At 74.6% G+C, this 4,215-nt stretch carries 1 protein-coding gene; it reads right to left on the bottom strand.

What is annotated here, in order from left to right; genetic code table 11:
- Positions 1 to 4,215, bottom strand: a 4,215-nt coding sequence (locus tag ACIQ87_RS40195; RefSeq protein ID WP_402417222.1) for a type I polyketide synthase, incomplete at both ends; no start/stop codon positions are given.

Below are 4,215 nucleotides of genomic sequence, written 5' to 3'. Positions count from 1 at the left end.
CGGTCCACCACCTCCGGCAGGTCCACCAGACCACCCCAACGACCCGGCAACTCCAGGCCCGCACTACGCCCCAGACCCCAGACCATCGCCTGGGCGGCCGAACGCAGCCGGTCCCCCGTCCCGTCGACCGTGACCGCCCCGGAGGTCGCCGCCCACAGCGGTGCTTCGAGGCCGGCGTCGCCCAGGGCCTGCAGCAGGCCGAGGGTGCCGCCGAGTCCACGGGTCGCCCCGGGGACGGCCTCGTCCTCGTCGGCGAGCGCCAGCAGCGAGAGCACGCCGTCGAGGCCGCCGTCGGCCTCGGCGCGCAGCAGCTCCGCCAGCGCCTGCCGGTCGGTGTCCTCGCCGGACAGCGTGACGTGCCGTACGTCGAGACCGTGCGCCGTCAGCGCCGCGACCGAGTCCGCGACCAGGCTGCCGTTCGCGCAGTCGGCCGGGGAGACCACGAGCCAGCGGCCGGACACCGCACCGGCGGACCGATCGGCGGCGCGCTCCCAGCCGATGCCGTAGCTCAGCCGGTCGTCGACCAGGGGCTCGGGCAGCCGGGGCCAGTACAGCTCGCGCTGGAAGGCGTAGGTCGGAAGCGCGGCCGCCACCGACGGCGCCGGGTCGAACAGCGCCGTCCAGTCGGGCGTCCGGCCTGCGACGTACAGCTCGGTGAGCGCGGCCAGGGCGGTCGCGGTCTCCGGGCGCCCGGCGCGCAGCGCCGGGGTGAACACGCCCTGCCCGACGCACTCCTGGCCCATGGCCGACAGCACACCGTCCGGGCCCAGCTCGACGAAGGTGGTGACACCCTCGGCTTCCAGGGTCCGCATGCCGTCGGCGAAGCGGACGGCCTCGCGGACGTGGCGCACCCAGTACTCGGGCGAGCACAGCTCCTCCGCCGTGGCCACCGAACCGGAAACATTGGAGACCACAGCTATCTGCGGCGCCGAATAGGTCAGACCCTCCGCCACCCGGCGGAAGTCGTCCACCATCCCGTCCATCAGCGGTGAGTGGAAGGCGTGCGAGACGTTGAGACGCTTGGTCTTCTCGAACTGCCCGGCGATGGCGAGGACTTCATCCTCGTCGCCGGAAATCACCACGGAGGAAGGCCCGTTGACGGCCGCGATGCTGACGTTGTCCGTGAGCAGCGGCAGCACCTCGGCCTCGGAGGCCTTGACCGCGACCATCGCGCCGCCCTCGGGCAGCGCCTGCATCAGTCGACCACGAGCGGCGACCAGAGTGACGGCGTCGTCCAGCGAGAGGACACCGGCGACGTGCGCGGCGACCAGCTCGCCGATCGAGTGGCCGACCAGGAAGTCCGGACGAGCCCCCCAGCTCTCGAAGAGCCGGAACAGCGCGGTCTCCACCGCGAACAGCGCCACCTGGGTGAACTCCGTACGGGCCAGGACGTCCGCGTCCTCGCCGAACACGGCCTCCCTCAGCGGCAGTTCGACGCGCGCACACACCGCGTCGAAGGCGTCCGCGAACACCGGGAACGCCTCGTACAGCTCACGCCCCATGCCCGGACGCTGGCTCCCCTGCCCCGTGAACAGGAACGCCAGCTTCCCGCCCGAGGCGGCACCGCTCACCAGCCCGGCGGCCGTGCCGCCCTCGGCCAGCGCCCGCAGGGCGGAACCGAGCGCGTCGCGGCTGTCCGCCACCACGGCGGCGCGGTGCTCGAAGGCGGTCCGCCCGGTGGACAGCGCCCGCGCGGTGTCGGTCAGGCTCAGCCCGGGGTCGGCGTCCAGGTGGTCGAGCAGTCGGCGGGCCTGGGCGCGCAGCGCGGCGCCGGTCCGGGCGGACAGCACGACGGGCACCGTCCGGCCGTCCTCGCCGGAGTCCTCCTGCACCGCCGGTTCGGCGGCCGGCAGGGCGGCCGGAGCCTGTTCGACGATCACGTGCGCGTTGGTCCCGCTGACGCCGAAGGCGGACACGCCGAACCGTCGGGGTCGGCCGGGTTCCGGCCAGGGCCGGGCCTCGGTCAGCAGCTCGACGGCGCCGGAGGTCCAGTCGACCTCGGGGGTCGGCTCGTCCACGTGCAGGGTGCGCGGCAGCACGCCCTCCCGCATCGCCATCACCATCTTGATCAGGCCTGCCACACCGGCGGCGGCCTGGGTGTGGCCCAGGTTGGACTTCACCGAACCCAGCCAGAGCGGGTCTTCAGTGCGCTCCTGCCCGTAGGTGGCGAGCAGCGCCTGGGCCTCGATCGGGTCGCCGAGCACCGTGCCGGTGCCGTGCGCCTCGACGGCGTCGACCTCGGCGGCCGACAGCCCGGCGCCGGCCAGCGCGGCGCGGATGACGCGCTGCTGCGACGGCCCGTTCGGGGCGGTCAGCCCGTTGCTGGCACCGTCCTGGTTGACGGCGGAGCCGCGCACGACGGCCAGCACCCGGTGGCCGTTGCGCTCGGCGTCGGACAGCCGCTCCAGCACCAGCATGCCGACGCCCTCGCCCCAGCCCGTCCCGTCGGCCGAGGCCGCGAAGGCCTTGCAGCGGCCGTCCTCGGCGAGGCCGCGCTGACGGCTGAACTCCACGAAGGCGGCCGGCGTCGACATGACGGCCACACCGCCGGCCAGGGCGAGCGAGCACTCGCCGCTGCGCAGCGCCTGCGCGGCCAGGTGAAGCGCGACCAACGAGGAGGAGCAGGCGGTGTCGACGGTGACCGCCGGGCCCTCGAGTCCGAAGGAGTAGGAGAGCCGGCCGGACAGCACACTTCCGGCGTTGCCGGTCATCAGGTAGCCCTCCAGGTCCTCGTCGGACTGCTGGAGGAGGGTCACGTAGTCGTTGCTGTTGGTGCCGACGAAGACGCCGGTCCGGCTGCCGCGCAGGGACCGCGGGTCGAGGCCGGCCCGCTCGAAGGCCTCCCAGGAGGTCTCAAGGAGCAGCCGCTGCTGCGGGTCCATCGCCAGCGCCTCGCGCGGCGGGATGCCGAAGAACGCGGCGTCGAACTCGCCCGCCTCGTGCAGGAATCCGCCCTCGCGGGCGTAGAAGGTGCCCTTGCGGTCCGGGTCCGGGTGGTAGAGCGCGTCGAGGTCCCAGCCACGGCCGGTGGGCAGGCCGGTGACGACGTCGCCCTCGTCGGCGATCAGCCGCCACAGGGCCTCGGGGCTGTCCACGCCGCCGGGGAAGCGGCAGGACATGGCCACGATCGCGATCGGGTCCTCGTCCGCGGCCGTCGCGGGGAGCTGCCCGGCCGGGCCGGACTCGGCGGTGTCGGGGAGGAGTTCGTCGGTGAGCCGGTCGGCGAGCGCCGCCGGGGTCGGGTGGTCGTAGACCAGGCTGGCGGGCAGCTTGAGGCCGGTGGCGGCGCTCAGTCGGTTGCGCAGCTCGACGGCGGTCAGCGAGTCGAAGCCCAGCTCCTTGAAGGCCCTGGTCTCGCCGACGGCGTCGGCGCCCGCGTGGCCGAGCACCGCCGCGACGTGTTCCCGGACCAGTTCCAGGGTCGCCGTCCGGGCCTCCGGCCGGGAGAGCCCGCGCATCCGGTGCAGGGCCGAGGCGTCCTCGCCTCCGGCGGCGGTCGCGGTACCCCGGGCCGGGGTGGCCGGGGCGGCCTCCGGAAGGTCCGCGAGCAGCGGGCTGGGCCGGGTCGCGGTGAAGCCGGGGACGAAGCGCTCCCAGTCGACGTCGACCACCGAGACCGCGCCGTGGCCCTGCGCCAGGCAGCGCTCCAGCGCGGCGAGCGCCTGCGCGGGCGGCATCGCCGGGACTCCGGTACGGGCCAGCCGGGCCCGCACCGCCGCGTCGTCGGTGGCCATGCCGCCGCCGTCCCAAGCGCCCCAGGCGATGGAGGTGGCGGGCAGGCCGGCGGCCCGGCGCTGCTCGGCGAGCGCGTCCAGGTAGGCGTTGGCCGCCGCGTAGTTACCCTGACCGGGGGCGCCGAAGGTCCCGGCGGTGGAGGAGAAGAGGACGAAGGCGTCCAGGTCCAGCCCGGCCGTCAGCTCGTGCAGGAGGCGGGCCGACTCGGCCTTGGCCCGCAGCACCGCCGCGAACCGCTCCGGCGTCAGCGACTCCACCACACCGTCGTCCAGCACACCCGCCGTGTGCACCACGGCCGACACCGGGAACTCCGCCAACAGCCCCGACACCGCCGCACGGTCACTCACGTCACAGGCCACCACACTCGCCCGCACGCCCAACCCGACCAGCTCGTCCCGCAGTTCGACCGCGCCGGGGGCCTCCAGCCCGCGACGGCTCGTCAGCACCACATGACCGGCACCGTTCACCGCCAGCCAACGA

This window comes from Kitasatospora sp. NPDC096204 (assembly GCF_044763205.1).
Lineage (GTDB): Bacteria > Actinomycetota > Actinomycetes > Streptomycetales > Streptomycetaceae > Kitasatospora.
The sequence above is the reverse complement of the archived record's forward strand: the minus strand, read 5'-3'. Positions and strand labels throughout refer to the sequence as shown.